This is a genomic window from Staphylococcus coagulans (assembly GCF_002901995.1).
In the GTDB taxonomy this organism is placed as follows: Bacteria; Bacillota; Bacilli; order Staphylococcales; family Staphylococcaceae; genus Staphylococcus; species Staphylococcus coagulans.
On record NZ_PPQN01000020.1, the window covers coordinates 16,629 to 31,309 of the forward strand.

Annotated in this window: 12 protein-coding genes and 1 pseudogene; 4 read left to right on the plus strand and 9 right to left on the minus strand. The window is 36.5% G+C overall.

What is annotated here, in order from left to right:
- Window positions 1-97 precede the first annotated feature (97 nt).
- Window positions 98-1,240, minus strand: coding sequence for a bifunctional cystathionine gamma-lyase/homocysteine desulfhydrase (locus CD118_RS05535; protein WP_103356368.1), 1,143 nt, complete (start codon window positions 1,238-1,240; stop codon window positions 98-100).
- Window positions 1,233-2,138 (minus strand): PLP-dependent cysteine synthase family protein, encoded by a 906-nt coding sequence (locus CD118_RS05540; RefSeq protein WP_060830411.1) that lies wholly within the window; start codon window positions 2,136-2,138, stop codon window positions 1,233-1,235. The genes CD118_RS05535 and CD118_RS05540 overlap by 8 nt, the downstream gene beginning before the upstream one ends.
- 177 nt (window positions 2,139-2,315) lie before the next feature.
- Between CD118_RS05540 and CD118_RS05545 the strand changes: the two genes are divergently transcribed.
- Together CD118_RS05545 and CD118_RS05550 are read left to right on the plus strand one after the other, a co-directional pair.
- Window positions 2,316-2,738 carry a GNAT family N-acetyltransferase gene (locus tag CD118_RS05545; RefSeq protein ID WP_060830412.1) on the plus strand — a complete coding sequence of 141 codons (423 nt, stop codon included), beginning with the start codon at window positions 2,316-2,318 and terminating at the stop codon, window positions 2,736-2,738.
- Window positions 2,739-2,751: 13 nt separating this feature from the next.
- A complete protein-coding gene (locus tag CD118_RS05550; protein WP_060830413.1) occupies window positions 2,752-4,077 on the plus strand; it encodes a carboxylesterase family protein in 1,326 nt (441 codons plus the stop codon).
- 135 nt (window positions 4,078-4,212) lie between these two features.
- Here the strand turns inward: CD118_RS05550 and CD118_RS05555 are convergent, their stop codons facing one another.
- Window positions 4,213-5,541: a sodium-dependent transporter gene (locus tag CD118_RS05555; protein ID WP_103356369.1), complete on the minus strand. Its 1,329-nt coding sequence runs from the start codon at window positions 5,539-5,541 to the stop codon at window positions 4,213-4,215.
- A gap of 184 nt (window positions 5,542-5,725) precedes the next feature.
- On the opposite strand from CD118_RS05555, the gene CD118_RS05560 reads away from it, so the two are divergent.
- Window positions 5,726-5,917: a hypothetical protein gene (locus CD118_RS05560; RefSeq protein WP_050331831.1), complete on the plus strand. Its 192-nt coding sequence runs from the start codon at window positions 5,726-5,728 to the stop codon at window positions 5,915-5,917.
- A gap of 147 nt (window positions 5,918-6,064) precedes the next feature.
- On the opposite strand, the gene CD118_RS05565 is transcribed toward CD118_RS05560, so the two are convergent.
- Both CD118_RS05565 and ppdK read right to left on the minus strand, forming a co-directional pair.
- The gene (locus tag CD118_RS05565; protein WP_060830537.1) at window positions 6,065-6,880 is read right to left on the minus strand and encodes a pyruvate, water dikinase regulatory protein; all 816 of its coding nucleotides are present in this window, start codon (window positions 6,878-6,880) and stop codon (window positions 6,065-6,067) included.
- A 4-nt stretch (window positions 6,881-6,884) separates the two neighbouring features.
- Window positions 6,885-9,509 carry a pyruvate, phosphate dikinase gene (ppdK, locus tag CD118_RS05570; protein ID WP_060830416.1) on the minus strand — a complete coding sequence of 875 codons (2,625 nt, stop codon included), beginning with the start codon at window positions 9,507-9,509 and terminating at the stop codon, window positions 6,885-6,887.
- A 281-nt stretch (window positions 9,510-9,790) separates the two neighbouring features.
- Here ppdK and CD118_RS05575 point away from each other — a divergent pair.
- A pseudogene (locus CD118_RS05575) lies at window positions 9,791-10,645 on the plus strand (NAD-dependent epimerase/dehydratase family protein).
- A 184-nt stretch (window positions 10,646-10,829) separates the two neighbouring features.
- On the opposite strand, the gene CD118_RS05580 reads toward CD118_RS05575, so the two are convergent.
- From CD118_RS05580 to panB, 4 genes are all read right to left on the minus strand, one after another.
- Window positions 10,830-12,086 (minus strand): MFS transporter, encoded by a 1,257-nt coding sequence (locus CD118_RS05580; protein ID WP_231909487.1) that lies wholly within the window; start codon window positions 12,084-12,086, stop codon window positions 10,830-10,832.
- Window positions 12,087-12,452: 366 nt separating this feature from the next.
- Entirely contained in the window at window positions 12,453-12,836 is a 384-nt protein-coding gene (gene panD / locus CD118_RS05585) for an aspartate 1-decarboxylase (protein ID WP_016425624.1), read from the minus strand.
- Window positions 12,833-13,693, minus strand: a complete 861-nt coding sequence (panC, locus tag CD118_RS05590; RefSeq protein WP_050331834.1) for a pantoate--beta-alanine ligase — start codon at window positions 13,691-13,693, stop codon at window positions 12,833-12,835. Before panC ends, panD begins: the two co-directional genes overlap by 4 nt.
- Window positions 13,690-14,502 carry a 3-methyl-2-oxobutanoate hydroxymethyltransferase gene (gene panB, locus CD118_RS05595; protein ID WP_060830418.1) on the minus strand — a complete coding sequence of 271 codons (813 nt, stop codon included), beginning with the start codon at window positions 14,500-14,502 and terminating at the stop codon, window positions 13,690-13,692. The genes panC and panB overlap by 4 nt, the downstream gene beginning before the upstream one ends.
- Window positions 14,503-14,681 lie beyond the last annotated feature (179 nt).

Consider the following 14,681-nt stretch of genomic DNA (forward strand, 5'->3'; position numbering starts at 1 on the left):
CAATTTATTGCATACGTCTTAAATATTCATGATTCGATTACCTATACGGTGAATACAGTCGCCTTTTAACAAACTGTATTTCAATCAAATGCCTACTTTACAGCTGATCTAATGCCTGTTTTAAATCTGCTACAATATCATTCGTATCTTCAATACCTAAAGATAATCTAACTAACCCATCAGCAATCCCCTCTTTAGCGCGTACATCTGCAGGTATAGATGCATGTGTCATAAGACTTGGTACAGAAATTAAACTTTCCACTGCGCCTAAACTTTCCGCTAATGTGAAATATTGCGTTTGTTTAACCAAATATTTCGCTTTTTCTATATCAGACACTTCAAACGAAACAATACCTGTCGTGCCGTCCGCTTGTGCTTGATGAATTTCATAATTTAAGTGTGTTGTTAGACTTGGATGATAAACAGCTTTAACATTCTGATGTTGATTCAGCATTTCTACGACAGCTAAGGCATTACGTTCAATTTGATCCATACGCAAACCTAAAGTTTTAATACCACGTACAAGAAGATAGCTGTCTTGTGGTCCAAGCACACCACCCGTAGAATTTTGAATAAAACCAATACGCTCTGCCAAGTCATCGTCATTAACTGCGACTAAACCTGCAACAACATCACTATGTCCCCCTAAATATTTAGTAGCTGAATGTACCACTATATCAGCGCCTAAAGTAAGTGGTGTTTGATAATAAGGTGTCATAAAGGTATTATCAACCACAGTCAATAATTGATACTGTTTTGCTAATTCGCTCACTGCTTGAATATCTGTCACTCTCAATAATGGGTTAGACGGTGTCTCAATAAAGAGCATTTTCGTTTGATCGTTAATTTTTGCTTCGATGTTTTTAACATCAGTTGTATTTACAAAATCAAATTCGATACCGTATCTTGTAAAGACTTTTGTCATGGCACGATATGTTCCTCCATAAACATCTGACCCGACAATAATATGATCACCTTGATCTAAAAGCATTAAGACTGCACTGATAGCGGCCATACCTGAACCAAAGGCAAAACCATGTTGACCACGTTCTAAATCAGCAATCAACGACTCTAGAGCTGAACGCGTTGGATTTGCGGTACGTGAATATTCATAACCTTGTCTTAATGCGCCGATTGCATCTTGTTCATAAGTACTTGTTTGATATATCGGTGTGGTTACTGCACCTGTATATGGATCTGTCGTATTTCCACCATGTACTAATAATGTTTTTTTATTCATTTAAATCTCCTCCATATTGAAATATTTTTTTCGACATATAACGGTCACTTCCATCCGGAAAAATGACGACAATCTTACCCTTTTGAATACGTTGCGCCACTTGAAGTGCGCCTTCTAACGCTGCACCCGACGAACTACCCGCTAATATCCCTTCATATTTGGCGAGTTGTTTCACATGCTCAAATGCCACTTCATCAGAAACCACTTCAACGACATCAATCCATTCTTTTTTCAAAAATTGAGGCCATACCTCTACACCGATGCCCTCAGTATCGTGGCTTCCCTTTTCTTGTCCACTTAAAATAGATCCTTTTGGCTCAACAACAACGGATTTAACACCATAAGGTTGTAAAGATTCAGCGACACCAGAAAACGTACCTCCTGAACCTGCCCCTGCCACAAAGTAATCCAAATTCGGTATCGCTTCAATAATTTCTACCGCAAGCGTCTCTCTGTAGGCGTCTGGATTATCTGATGTTTCGAATTGGTTTGTATAATACGCACCTGTACGCTTCGCAAAGTTTTCTGCTGCTTGGCGCGCACCTAACATCCCTTCCTCTTTCGGTGTACGATGAATACGTGCGCCTAATGCGCGCATAATATCAATTTTTTCCTCTGAAAACCCCTCTGGCGCAAAAATGACACATTGGATTTGATAATGGTTTGCGACGATTGCAAGTCCAATACCTGTATTACCTGCAGTGGCCTCAACAACCGTATCTCCAGATTGAATTCGTCCTTCTTCTATCGCATGTTCAATTAAATACTTTCCAAGTCGATCTTTTACACTGCCCCCAGGATTATACATCTCGAGTTTCGCATAAATTTGAACATCGTCATTACTATAATGTTCTAATTGCACAAGCGGTGTATGCCCAATTAAATCGAAATTCCTCAAAATTGCGCCTCCTCAATCCATTCACTACCTTAATTCTTAGTTATTCAATATGAATTATAGGTTAAATTATAATGAGATTCAATGTAAAGGCCATCAATTTTTATATTCATATTTTTCTGATAATTTAAATGAGGTTTTGCGTTATAATATATAATAAAGATAAAGGAGGCTAAAATTGTGGAAATCATCTCAAAAACAACGCTGACATCGGAAGACATTCAGCAACTTTATAAGCTATATCAAGATATTGGTTGGTTTGGCCATACGCCCGAAAATATTGGAGTCATTTACAATGCAAGCACACATATTTTTGTAGCTGTCCACCAACAAAAAATCGTTGGCTGTGCCCGTGCCCTTTCTGACGGTGTTTTCAATGCTGCTATATATGATGTGATTGTCCATCCACGCTTTCAACGGCAAGGGGTTGGTAAAAAGCTTTTACATCAACTTTGCGACACCTTTCGTTCAGTTTCCTGTATTCATCTCATTTCGACTATCGGTCATACTGATTTTTATGAATCTTGTGGGTTTAAATTATTAAAAACGGGCATGGGAATTTATCAAAAAGAAAACTTAGCTGAAACTTATTTGTACAATTGAAGGAGTGAAAGGGATGCGTATTGATACGAGATTAGGAACAATTTATGGTAAATCATATGCTGGCTTTGACGTTTTTAAAGGTATTCCTTACGCACAACCGCCAACAGGCGCTTTACGCTTTAAACATGCCCAGCCCGTTACACATTATGAGAATGACCTCTATGCGACAGAATTTGGTCATACACCGATACAACCCTTTAATTCGCTTGAAGCTTTTTTCTCTCCTTTTCAAGAAGCACCTCAACAAAGTGAAGATTGTCTCACATTAAATATTTGGCGTCCTCAATCTAAGCACGATCAACTTCTACCTGTCATTATTTTTATTTACGGTGGAAGCTTTGTGAATGGTCATAGTGCCCAAGATATATATCAACCCCAAGCGATTGTTCAACAAGAGGACGTCATCGTCGTCACATTCAATTACCGATTAGGTGCTTTAGGCTTTTTGGACTGGTCTGCAATTCATTCTGACTGGCAGGCAAACAATGGACTTTCTGACCAAATCTGTGCATTAAAGTGGGTCTATGCGCATATTTCCAGCTTTGGTGGCGATCCGCAGCGTCTCACACTGATGGGACAATCCGCAGGCGCAATGAGTATTGAGGCACTGTTACGCATGCGAAGTGTCAGACCAATGATTCGAAATGCGGTACTGTTAAGCGGCATATTACAACTCGATACGCCATACGCCGCACAACAAAAAGCGCAAATATTCAACACATCAAAGCATCGACACTTCCCCAATCAAACATGGCAAGCGTTAGATAGCGACGCTATTTTAACGTTGATGGATACGCATCAGTCACATTATGGTCCTTCAAAAGGGTTAGAATTAATTTATCAACCTGTTGCGTCAAAAGAGATTGAACCCCATTATGACCTTGTCGATATACCTGTTTTATTAGGTATCACATCATCAGAAGGTGATATCTATATTAAAAATGAACAAAAAAAATTAGACCCTTTACAATTTCAAGCGATTTTGAATCGTGCTGGTTTACCAATACCGGACCTTCATGAGATGATGACAGCACAACAACAACGTCGACTTATCACAGATTTCTATTTTAAACAGCCTTTTTTCGATCTTTTTCATAAACTTTCAAAAACGGCACCCACTTGGAAAGCTGAGTTTAATTGGTTTCGTCCTGATCACCCACGCTATGCTTCGGCTTATCATATCTTAGATTTAATTTTTTGGATGGGACGCCTCGATATTTTAGAAGCAAATGGTTTAACCCTCACTTCACATGAAAAACAACTAAGCCACCGCATGATTCACGATTTATGCCATTTTGCAAAATATGGCGAACTGAGACAGCATCAATATTATATGTAAATTTCTTCTTGTCATTCATTTAAAAAGCGTGATTGCCTGCCTCTCATCATTGAGGCAAGTTCAACCACGCTTCTTTATATTGAACCTTATTAATCAGAAATGTGCTATAAGACAAAAATGTCGAAATTAATCTGTTCAAACGAATTGTAAAATAAATACTGCTAAAATAATACATGGCAATATCCATTTTACTAATATATACCATGGATAAAATAGTTTAAGACGGTAATCACCAAATGCCTCTCTTAATGTCTCTTTTTTAACCTTATGACCAATTGCTAATGTTGAAGCAAGTGCGCCAATAGGGAGCAAAATATTTGAAACAAGAAAATCCATATTATCAAAAAGTGTACCTGCACCAAATGTTAATCCGCTTAAGCTACTGAATGACAACATTGCCGGTATACTTATCATGACCACACCTGCACCTACAAGCATCGTCATTTTGAGGCGTTTTCGATTATCATTGCGTGTCAAATTAGAGATATTTAACTCTAGCAATGAAATTGAAGAGGTCAGTGCTGCAAACAAAAAGAGGACGAGGAAAATAATATAAAATAACGTACCAAATTGAATTTTTTCAAAAACAAGGGGTAACACTTTGAATAATAAACCAGGGCCCTCTTTAGGCTGATAGCCAAAAGCCTGTAATACCGGAAATATAGCTAGCCCCGCTAAAATGGCGATAACAATATTCATAGCAACAATCGTAATTGCAGACCGCTTAATTGGCATTTCTTTAGGTGCGTAACTTGCATATGTCATCATACCCGTCGTACCTAATGATAGTGCGAAAAAGGATTGGCCTAACGCAAATAAAATAGAATCCATCGTTATATCTGTCACGCGTGGTTCAAATAAAAAGCGCACCCCTTCCATAGCACCTTTTAAAGAAAGCGATTGGGCAACAATGACAATTAAAAAGACAAACAGCAGCGGCATCATCACTTTAGATGCCTTTTCTAAACCTTTTTCAACGCCTAGCATCACGATTAAACAAGTTAGTCCTATAAATATAAGCTGTCCTATCAATGTATAGGCAGGTTGGCTAATGATTGATTCAAAACGTATATCGCTCAAATGCACGGGGCCAAGATGGATCCATTGAAGTCCTACGATTCCAATATAGACTACAATCCAACCCCCAATTACACTGTAAAAACCGAACAACAAAAATACTGTTAGATTGCCAATCCAACCGATACTATTAAGCCATTTTTGGCCCGTTAACTTTCCAAATAATTGAGTTGTATAGGTTCTACCTAATTTACCCACCGCAAATTCCATAATCAGAAAAGGGAGACCTATTAAAATAGTGAATAAAACAAACATGAATAAAAAAGCGCCGCCGCCATACATCCCTGCCATATATGGAAACTTCCACAATGCGCCTAAACCAATTGCGGAGCCTGCACTCGCTAAAATAAATCCCGTCGACGATTTCCACTGTGACTTTTGTGACAATACCTTTCACCCTTTCACTTTAATGCGTTGAATCGTTTAAGCATACTTTGAAAATATAACATATTCATTGCTCAAGAACAATCTTCTGCGACTATTTATTGAAATGGTCAATGAAATTTCAAATAGCGATTGATTCATCACTTTAATTTGATATGATTAAAGTGAATAAAAGGGGTGAGAAATCATGTCAGAAAAATTGAAAGAACGCATTTATTTAATCGCGATTATTATTAGTACTTTATGTGTTATTTCTTCTGTGTTATTTAGCCTAAGTCCTGCCATTACTGCAGCAGTCACTTTTATTTCTATCATTATATTTGCGATATTGTATTTTGTTGTACCAACTAAAAATCAAAATACACGTAATTTAAAATAATTTAACCGCTACACATGGCAAAGAACTGGGAGATAAGGTTTCAATTTCCTAAAAAACACCCCAAAATTCATTCAAACGATTTTGAGGTGTTTTTTTATTTTGGCTAGGTTACGTCCTAGACTTTGTTTTTTTTATTTTTTGAGTATATTAAAAAGAGGACTGTAAATATTTTTCGATATAGAATGCCGACTCTTCAATCGAGCGATATTCTGTGTTAATCACGGTGGCATTCAACTTTTTGAATACTTCTTCCGCATAAGCCAACTCAACTTTGATCCGTTTTAAATCGTTATAATTGGCTTGGCCGTCGATGCCTAATATTTTCATTCGCTCTGTTCGAATGTTCATAATATATTGTGGGCTCGCTGTTAAGCCAAATACTTTAATTTGCTTCTTTTTAATCGTCTCGTATGGGATTGTCACTTCGGGAACTAGTGGTATATTCGCAATTTTATAGCCTTTATTTGCTAAGTACATGCTTAATGGCGTCTTAGATGTACGTGAAACACCTACAATGAGTGCGTCCGCTTCACCTATATCCGTAAAATGCTTACCATCATCATATTTAACCGAGTATTCAATCGCATCAATACGCTTGAAGTAGTCATCATCTAATTTTCGAATCATCCCTGTTTCTTTCGTAGGAATATGACCCGTTTGCGCTTGAATATGATGAAGGAGCGACGACATATAGTCAATATATGGAATTTGATATTGGTTTGCATACGCTTGTCCCATAACATTATATTCTTCTGTCACTAGCGTCGTAACGACAATCGCATCTCTTTCTTTTGCTAACTTTAACACATGAACTAACTCTTCCTCGCTTTTGATAAACGAAAACTTTTTAATTTCAATTTGCGTCAAATCTGGAAATTGACTGACACCGGCATGTACCATACGTTGTGCCGTTTCACCTAGTGAATCAGATACGATAAAAATCGTCAATTGCCTTTTCTCCATAGCCTTATCGCTCGCTCTCAACGACACTTTGTGCGGTAGCTAAAATGGCTCCTGGTACGCGGAAAGGTGAACATGATACATAATCAATCGCCATTTTGTTAAAGTGATGAATTGATTTAGGATCGCCTCCTAACTCTCCACATACGCCAATTTTGATTGATTCATTGACCTGTTTTGCTTGCTCAACAGCCATTTTAATCAATGCACCTACCCCATTAACATCTAAAGTTTGGAATGGATCAACTTCTAAAATTTGTTGATTTAAGTATTCATTGATGAATTTTCCAGCGTCATCACGAGAAAAACCATACGTTAACTGTGTTAAATCATTCGTACCAAAACTAAAGAAATCACACACTTCAGCAAGTTCATTTGCAATCATACATGCACGCGGTGTTTCAATCATTGTTCCCATTAAAAAGTGCAATGTCTGATCTGTTGTTGTTTCAATACGTTGGATGGCTTCCACAATTTGTGTCTGTAAAATTTTAAATTCTTCTACTGTAGATACAAGTGGAATCATAATTTCTGGTTGGCAATGGATTCCCTCTTGCTGTAATTGTGCCACACTATTCATAATCGCTTCTGCTTGCATCACATAAAGCTCTGGATAGGTAATGGCTAATCGACAACCGCGATGGCCCAGCATAGGGTTTGTTTCGTGTAACTCTAATATACGTTTGTTTAATTTTTCTACTGGAATCGCCAATTGTTGTGCTACATTTTGAATTTCATCTTCTGATTTTGGTAAAAACTCATGTAAAGGTGGGTCTAATAAACGAACAATCGTTGGACGCTCGCCTGATAAACGGAAAATCTGTTCGAAATCTTCTGTTTGGTAAGCACGTATTTTATCTAAAGCCGCCTTTCTCGTTGCATCATCTGAAGATAAAATAAAGCGACGCATTTCTACAAGACGCTCTGCACCAAAAAACATATGCTCAGTGCGAACTAAACCAATTCCTTTAGCATTAAATTGATAACCAGCTTCAATGTCTGGCGTTGTTTCAGCATTCATACGGACATTGAGGCGGGCCACATCTTCTGCCCATTGCATAAATTGTTCAAAAGCTTCACTATGTTCAGCACTTGTTGTTTCAATTTCACCAACATAAAGGTCGCCTTTTGCACCATCAACAGATACCATATCGCCTTCTTGCAGTGTTTTTCCCGCATACGATACGATTTTTTCTTTTGTATTGATTTCAAGATCTGAACAACCTGTCACACAACATTTCCCCATACCGCGCGCAACAACAGCGGCATGAGATGTCATTCCTCCGTGTGTCGTAACAATGGCTTCACTTGCGATCATCCCTTCAATATCTTCAGGAGATGTTTCGGGACGCATTAAAATGACTTTTTCTCCTTGCTCCGCTTGCAATTGCGCTGCTTCGGCTGAGAAAACAATCTTACCTGTTGCAGCACCCGGGCTTGCAGGTAAACCCGCTTTAGATATCACTTCTGCGACTTCAAGTGCTTCATCTTTAAAAGTAGGATGTAACAATGTATCAATCGATTTCACATCTACTTTGTGCATTGCTTCTTCTTTTGTGATGACGCCTTCGTCTACAAGATCCACTGCAATTTGAATTGCCGCTTTAGCTGTGCGTTTACCGTTACGCGTTTGTAAAATATACAGTTTTTCATTTTCTATTGTAAATTCAATATCTTGCATATCTTTATAATGGGCTTCAAGTTGTTCTGAAACTTCGACGAAAGCTTGATGCACGTGTGGCATTTGCGCTTGTAATGTTGCAATATCTTTCGGCGTCCGAATCCCCGCCACCACATCTTCTCCTTGCGCATTTAATAAGTATTCACCAAATAATTGCGCCTCTCCTGTCACAGGATTACGTGTAAACGCCACCCCTGTTCCACTTTTAGGACCACTATTACCAAAAACCATTTCTTGAACATTAACCGCCGTACCGATATCATGTGGAATCTCATTCAAATCACGATACACACGGGCACGATCGTTATCCCATGATTTAAATACAGCTTCAATTGCTTCTCGTAGTTGGTCTATAGGGGCTTGTGGGAATGGTTTGTAAACTTCTTCAATATAAACAGTTTTATAATGCTCACATATCTCTTTCAAACCTTCTGCTGGGATATCTGCATCATTTTCGTAGCCATGTGACTGTTTATACGCATTAAAATATGTATCGAAAGCAGACATCGGAATGTGATATACAACTTCACCAAACATTTGTAATAGACGTCTATAACAATCGTATGAAAAACGGGCATCTCCAGTTTTAGCTGCCAGTTTTTCAACATTTTCATCATTTAATCCTAAATTTAAAATTGTATCCATCATACCGGGCATTGAAATTTTCGCGCCACTCCGAACCGAAACAAGTAACAAATGATCATTTGATGAAAAAGCCTTGCCCGTTCTCTCTGAAAAAGCTGCGAGTTGGGTTTCTAATTGATTTTGAACCTCATCAGCAAGTTTTTCTCCATTTTTTAAGTATTCAATACAAGCTTCAGTTGTAATGGTAAAACCATCAGGAACAGGCAATCCTAAGCGCTTCATTTCAGATAAATTCGCACCTTTGCCACCTAATAAATCTTTCATATCTTTTTGCCCTTCATCAAAAGCATAGACGTATTTTGTCATACTTTACCACCTCATTAACGTTTAATATGTCATACTAATTAATAAAAGTATGTCATATTAAAACTAAAAACACAATCAAAAATATAAGAATCATTTGATATTTTTATTTTTTGTCATAAATTCGAGAAATAATTATTTTTACTAGACCTAATATTCACTATCAACTTTGTTTTAACGTTTCAAAACCAGCCATTTAATATAAATACGGATGATTAACAAATTAAAAAGGAACCATCATTAAATTTTTAACCTGATTCCATTTAATACAAAGGCGTAAAGAAATGAAAAAGATATTCGTCACAGGTGCAACTAGCCTTATGGGTATGAAGTTATACCAACACTTAATTTAAGAAGGGTATGAGGTTGCTGGTTTTACAACTTCGCAAAACGGTAAAGCACATTTGGAACAACTCGGCGCAAAAGCCTGGATAGGTAATAGTCTCGAGCCAAAAACAATAGAACCTGCATTGAGAGATTTCAAACCTGACGTTATCATGCATCAAATTACAGATTTAAAAAATGTCGATATGTCAGTAAATACAAAAGTTCGCATTGAAGGCACTCGAAATTTAGTGGATCTGACATTGAAATATAATATTCAGCATATCATTTCACAAAGTTTAGCCTCTATGTACGCACCTGGCACCTCATTAGCAGATGAGCAGACTACATTGGATACCGAATCTTCAGGAGATAGAAAAATAACCGTCGACGGTGTTATCGGTTTAGAAAGAGAAAGTCAGCGTTTATCACATGCGGTCATTCTTAGATACGGAATGATGTATGGTGAAGGGACTTGTTATGGAAAAGGCGGTATGATTTATAATCAATTTAAAGCAGGGAAAGCTCAGGTTTCAAAAGGTATTACCTCTTTTGTACATATTGAGGATACTGTAGAAGCAGCAGTTGCCGCACTTACGTTGGAGCCTGGTGTTTATAATATTACTGATGATGAACCCGTTGGCGGGGAAGAATGGGTAAAATGGTATGCCCAACAGCTTCAAGTTTCATCAGAAATTGAATTCTCCCCTGCTCTACCTTTCGAACGTGGTGCAAGCAATCAAAAATATAAAGCAAACCAAGGGGCACTTCGTTATCCTTCTTGTCGTGATGGCATGGTCATGGATGAAAACTAATTTTACTTGAAAGATGTTCGCTATTTGCAAATGTTGATTCACAAAAGCAATTACATCACGAAAAATATTCAAATTCAATCCAACACCTCTACGATTGTCTGCATTATGACAATCATAGAGGTGTTTGTGTTTTTTTATTAAAAACAATCTTTTATCTTCATGATTAGTTATACTTTCTTTGACCTTATACCTTAACGGTTTTAATTTTGAATTTTCTGATTTTTAAATATATGTTTATATTCAATATTTTGGATTTGCGGTAATAATCTATACGATTTGACATAGAGAAAATTAAACTTGCTATAATAAACAATCCTCCACCTATTACTAATGTAAAATTAGTTCCTATACTCTTTATAAGCAAGCCGCCTATAAAACTACCGATTGGTAAAGATATTGCTGAAATACTTGTTATAATCGTAGTTAATCTAGCAAGCATATATTCAGGAATAACTTTTTGTTGAATAGAAGCTAGAGATATATTGCTTACGCTAATCGTTAAAAAGACTATTGGGAACAAGATGATAAAAGCGATATTAGGCATATAATTTATAATAACTAGCAATAAACCAGATATAACATTTAAAAGTATGAGCAACTTCCCATATCCAATATTCAATTTTTTTATAATTGGTGTAACTAAAGAACCTATAATTAAACCAATTGAAAATAATGCCATTAATAAACCGTAATAATATGATCCCCCTAAATAATTTGCTTTGAAAGGAATCCATGTATAGATAAGACCGAGTCCAAAATTGATAACACCACTCACTAACGCTACTATCAGTAATAAAGAGGACTTAATTTCTATGAGTCCTTCTTTCAAATTTTGTAAATATGTAAAATTGCTTTTCACTTTATTATTTAATTTAGGTATTTTTACATTAAACATAAAAAAACAAGCTACTAAAAATATAAACGCGTTAGTGAAGTATAATGGAACAAAAGCAACCATTGCCACAACGATACCACTTATCGAATTCATAATCACGTCTGTACCTTGATAAGCAACGCTCATAGCTGAATTAGCATTAATCAACTTTTCTTTTTTCACTAACAAAGGTATCGCTTTAGATTGCGCAGGATATCCTAGTTGTGTAAAAAACATTGCAATTGTTACTAAAGCCATCAAGCCATATACGTTCAAATAATCAATTAAGTATAAAAATGCAATTAATGATAATATTATACATTGTATAAACGGCGTGAACCTGAGCATTTTCTTTAAAGGCATCGCATCAACTAGAGGTCCAAATAAAAATGACATACATATAGGAATCATTAACAAAGTATTGGTTAAACCTACTAACAATGGGTTATGTGTCCATTGTAAGACCACCCATGTTGTAGCTACAAAATAAAGACTGTCGCCCGCATTTATCATAATTCTTCCCGCAATCAAATTAGAAAAAGACCTATTTTTATATAACCCTTCCAAAATTATTCACCCCCTATTGATAATGATAATTGTAACACAATTCTGAAAAACGGAGTGTTATTACTTTATAAATTACCAATTACAACTGTCGATTTTTTTCAAGTCACAAATAAAAATACACCTGTAAATCAAATGACTTTGTATAATTAAAATCATTTTTTATGAATACAACAATAATCATTGAATCATTTTTAAATATTCAAATTCAGTTCAATACTTCTATAATTATCTTCGCTCTGACAATCATAGAGTTATCTGTTTTTTTATTATCAAAAATTAAAATAACGGTCAGTGAATGTCTCACCAACCGTTCATATTAACAACTTCTTGTATTGAAAACATCATGTTGTGCTAAGGAGAAAGTCCTTACATGACAATTGTATTTTCTTTTTCATGAATCATTTGCACGATTTCATTTTTTTCATTCATCACTGCAACTTTTGGTGCATGTGTTTGTAATTCCGTTTCGTTAAGTTGCGCATACGTCATAATAATGACAACATCATCTACTTCGACCAATCGAGATGCGGCACCATTCAAGCATATTTTGCCACTCCCACGTTCTCCTGCGATGACATATGTCTCAAAACGTGCACCATTATTATTATTTACAATCGCGACTTTTTCATTCGGTAAAATATCTACAGCATCAAGAATATCAGCATCAATTGTAATGCTACCGACATAGTTTAAATTTGATTCTGTAACACGTGCACGATGAATTTTTGCGTTCATCATAGTTCTAATCATTTCTCTTGTTCATCTCCAATAATGATATTATCGATTAGCCGTGCTTGTGTAAACTTCACAGCTAATGATATAAAAATACGTCCTTCTATCATAACCTGTTCACGCAATTCTGGGTAGCTATAAATTGCAACTTCTTCAACACGACCACTCGTATGCATCTGAAGATATTGTGTCACTTTATCTATAATAACGCTACTATTGCGCTCACCCGACTGATATAGCGATTTCGCGAGTTCTAAACTTTTGTGTAAATGAACCGCTTCTTCACGTTCTTCCGGTGTGAGATAAACATTTCTTGAACTTTTAGCCAATCCATCAGACTCTCGCACGATATCTACACCAACGATTTGAACATCATGGTTAAAATCTAATACCATTTGTTCTACGATCGCCAATTGTTGCGCATCTTTTTTACCAAAATAAGCTACATCAGGATGGACGATATTAAATAACTTGTTTACAACTGTCACAACGCCATCAAAATGGCCTGGACGTTGTGCCCCTTCTAGAACTTCTGCCAGTCGTCCCACTGTAACATGGATACCAATTTCTCCTGGATACATTTCTTCGACTGTTGGATAAAAGACATAGTCCACACCAATTGCTTCTACCATCGCCACATCTTGATCAATTTGGCGAGGATAGGCATCAAAATCTTCATTAGGTCCAAATTGTAAAGGGTTCACAAAAACACTGATTGCTGTCACATCATTTTCCGTTATGGATTGACGCATCATCGTTAAGTGTCCATCATGTAAAGCGCCCATTGTTGGTACAAAACCAATTTTCTGACCTTTTAATTGATGTTGTTTCATCAATTGTTGCATTTCTTTAACTGTTGTAATGACCTGTGTCATGCTTCTACCTCATCCATAATTTGTTTTTTATAAGTGTATGCTTCAGAAGGAAAGACACCTGTTTTCACTTCTTCATTATATTTTTCAAGCGCAGCCATACCAATCGAGAAATCTTCGTATTGTTTTACAAATTTCGCTTGTCTTTCTACGCCATAATTAAGCATATCGTGATAAACCAGCACTTGACCATCTGTATCTTTACCTGCACCTATACCAATAACTGGAATCGTAAGTTTTTCTGAAATCACTTTTGCAAGATCACTCGGAATCGCTTCTAATACGAGTGCGACTGCTCCTGCTTGTTCTACAGCTTGTGCATCTTGAATTAATTGCTGTGCTGCTTCTTTTGTTGTCCCTTGCATTTTGTAACCTAAAACACCGACACTTTGTGGTGTTAAGCCTAAATGTGCCACAATCGGAATACCCATTTGTGTCGCTTGTTTCATAAAAGGTGTTAGATGCGCACCCTCTACTTTCAAAGCATTTCCATGACTTTCTTGGTATAATCGAATGGCATTTTGAATATCTGTTGAAGCATCAATACCTACTGAACCAAAAGGCATATCTACTACAACAAATGTATTGGGTGCACCACGACGAACAGCACGACTATGGTGTAGCATATCTTCTAAAGTGACATCTACTGTACTTTCATATCCGAGGACTGTCATTCCTAATGAATCACCGACTAAAATCATATCGATTTGAGCAGCTTCCACTTGTTTGGCGCTCGGATAATCATAAGCAGTTACCATTGAAATTTTTTCACCGTCACGCTTCATTTGTTGGATATTATTTAAAGTTTTCAATTCATTCACCCTTTAATTTTTAATATATCAATCGTAAAACATATCGCCTTATTTTTCCATTTATATTTAATATATCACAAGAATGCAAACCACATTTTTGAAAAATATTTGAACAGACATATTTTCGAAAGTGATAAATCATTCGTTTATTATCAAAACGGCCTTTACAATGTATTTTA

Coding starts and splice junctions, on each gene's coding strand:
- CD118_RS05535 (WP_103356368.1), bottom strand. CDS start 1,240: ATGAATAAAAAAACATTATTAGTACATGGTGGAAATACGACAGATCCA.
- CD118_RS05550 (WP_060830413.1), top strand. CDS start 2,752: ATGCGTATTGATACGAGATTAGGAACAATTTATGGTAAATCATATGCT.
- CD118_RS05560 (WP_050331831.1), top strand. CDS start 5,726: ATGTCAGAAAAATTGAAAGAACGCATTTATTTAATCGCGATTATTATT.
- CD118_RS05565 (WP_060830537.1), bottom strand. CDS start 6,880: ATGGAGAAAAGGCAATTGACGATTTTTATCGTATCTGATTCACTAGGT.
- ppdK (WP_060830416.1), bottom strand. CDS start 9,509: ATGACAAAATACGTCTATGCTTTTGATGAAGGGCAAAAAGATATGAAA.
- panD (WP_016425624.1), bottom strand. CDS start 12,836: ATGATTAGAACTATGATGAACGCAAAAATTCATCGTGCACGTGTTACA.
- panC (WP_050331834.1), bottom strand. CDS start 13,693: ATGACACAGGTCATTACAACAGTTAAAGAAATGCAACAATTGATGAAA.